Source organism: Halorubrum sp. AJ67, from assembly GCF_000513435.1.
Genome location: NZ_CBVY010000015.1, coordinates 15,010 through 17,179 on the forward strand (window position 1 = coordinate 15,010; position 2,170 = coordinate 17,179).

Sequence of the window (2,170 nt, forward strand, 5' to 3'; positions counted from 1 at the left end):
CGTTGATCTCTGCTCCAGTCTCGTTCAGGATGAGCGCAGCGTAAACGTATTCCATTGGTGTGTACCTCGTGTTATCCGAACATCGCGCCGAGTCCCTCGCCGCCGTCGTCGCCGTCGTCGTCGTCGGCGTCGTCGTCGGTGGTGTCCTCGGCGTCTTCCGTCTCTTCGTCCGCCTGTTCCTCCTCCGCGTCGGCGTCGTCGGCCGGCTCCGTCGCCGGCGCGGTCTCGACGCCCTGGAGCTCCTCGGGGAGCGCCTCCTCGTCGTCGATCTGTGCCGCGAGCGCGCGAAGCTGGGCGTCGGCCTTCCCGATCAGGTCGGGCACGACGTCCGGGCTCTCGATCTCCGCGAACAGGCCGACGGACTTCGCCTCGCCGGACGCCTTCGCGAGAAGGGTGCCGGCGGTGGCGGCCGTCGGATACGCGGCGTTGACCGAGAGGTTGCGCGCGGCGGCCGCGGCGGACTGGACGTCCGCGCGGTACTCGTCGACGTCGATTTCGAGCTTGTCCGGCTCGAACAGGACGCCCTCGGAGTAGACGGCGCGCAGGTCCAGCCCGACCTCCTTCGGCTCGATTCCGAGCTCGACGAGGACGTTCGCGAGGTCGGCGTCGACGACCTCGCCCTCCGTCAGCACCGTCGAGTCCTCGGTGACCTTGATCGAGCCGTCTTGGATGCGCGCGGCCGCGCCCACGGTCTGGAGCTCGCCGACGAACGGTCCCGGGTCGACGCCGGTGTCTCCCTCGGGGATCACGATGTCGTTGGGAGCCACCTCGCCCTCGTTGATCGGGGCGGGGGTCTTCGAGGCTTCGAGCTGCTTGAAGAGGCCGAACGGGTTGTCGTTGGTGCCGACGAGCGCCACCTGACCGCTGACGAACTCCGTCAGCGCCTCGACCCCGTCGTTGACCTCCTCAAGGGCTCGGTTCGTGAGCGTGTTTCGGCTCATGCGGACGGCGGCCGAGCCGTGAAGCTCCCGGCGCATGGCCTGAAGCTGGCGGCTCGGAATGCCGGCCACGCCGACGATCCCGACGGAGTTGTACGAGTCGATAAAGTCGACGAGTTCGTCGACCTCCTCGCGTTTCCACTCGGGGATCGTCTCGGTCTTCCGGACCGAGCTCATACGGGCACCTCCTTCGCGGGACCCATCGTGGTCTTCACGTAGATCCCGTCGATGTTGAGCGGCCCCTTCTCGAGGTCTGCTTCGAGTCGTCGGATGATGACGTCGATGTTGTCCGAGATGTCGTCGGCGCTCATGTCTTCGGCACCGACGCGGGTGTGGAACGTGCGCCGGTCGCGCGACCGGAGCTGCACCGTGTTCTTCATCCGATTGACTGTGTCGACGACGTCATCGTCCGGCTGTAGTGGGGTAGGCATCTTCCCGCGCGGACCGAGGACGGTACCGAGGTACCGACCGATGTCCTGCATCAGGTTGGCCTCCGCGACGAAGAAGTCGGTATCGTCGGCCAGGTCCTTTGCGCGGTCGTCGTCGTCTCCGAGGTCTTCGAGGTCGTCGCTGTCGAGCACTTCGTCAGCGACCTCCTCTGCGCGGACGGCGGTTTCGCCCTCCGCGAAGACGACGATCTGTGTCTCCTGCCCCGTTCCAGCCGGCAGCACGATGGACTCGTCGATACGGTTCGACGGATCGTTGAGGTCGAGATCTCGCAGGTTGATCGCGATGTCCACGGTCTCGCGGAAGTTCCGCTCGGGCGCATCGTCGAGTGCGAGGGTTACGGCCTCTTGTATTGTGTCTGCCATTTTCACCTCCGTAGTACGCAGGTCGCTCCTACGGGTCAGTGAAACAGGCGAAGCCTGTCTCATCGGAGAGTGGTTCATCGGAGGTTTAAAAGCGTCGAACCGCTCGTCCGCGTGCGAACCGAAGACAGGGCCTGTGCGGGCGGTCGAGGGCGAGAAGTTGCGGCCAGTGATCGAGGCTAGGCCGTCGAGACCGGGGGCCGTGGGGCGAGGTCGACCGGCTGCGACGGCGATTCGACGCGCGTCGAAGCCGAAAACGTCGGATAGGGGAACCCTTTTGACGGCGCTGTCCGACCCACGAGGTAATGACGCAGGGTGGTCCGCCGTGACGATGGACGACCGCATCGAAGACCTCCGCGNGCGCCGCGANCGGGCGTTCAAGGGCGGGAGTCGTGGAGGGCAAGGCACACAGGGGGATAGGAG

Annotated in this window: 2 protein-coding genes; both read right to left on the reverse strand. The window is 66.1% G+C overall.

What is annotated here, in order from left to right:
* Window positions 1-71: 71 nt before the first annotated feature.
* Window positions 72-1,115: a 50S ribosomal protein L10 gene (locus BN903_RS11645; protein ID WP_048077887.1), complete on the reverse strand. Its 1,044-nt coding sequence runs from the start codon at window positions 1,113-1,115 to the stop codon at window positions 72-74.
* Window positions 1,112-1,750 carry a 50S ribosomal protein L1 gene (locus BN903_RS11650; RefSeq protein ID WP_048077888.1) on the reverse strand — a complete coding sequence of 213 codons (639 nt, stop codon included), beginning with the start codon at window positions 1,748-1,750 and terminating at the stop codon, window positions 1,112-1,114. The genes BN903_RS11645 and BN903_RS11650 overlap by 4 nt, the downstream gene beginning before the upstream one ends.
* Between the last annotated feature and the right edge of the window lie 420 nt (window positions 1,751-2,170).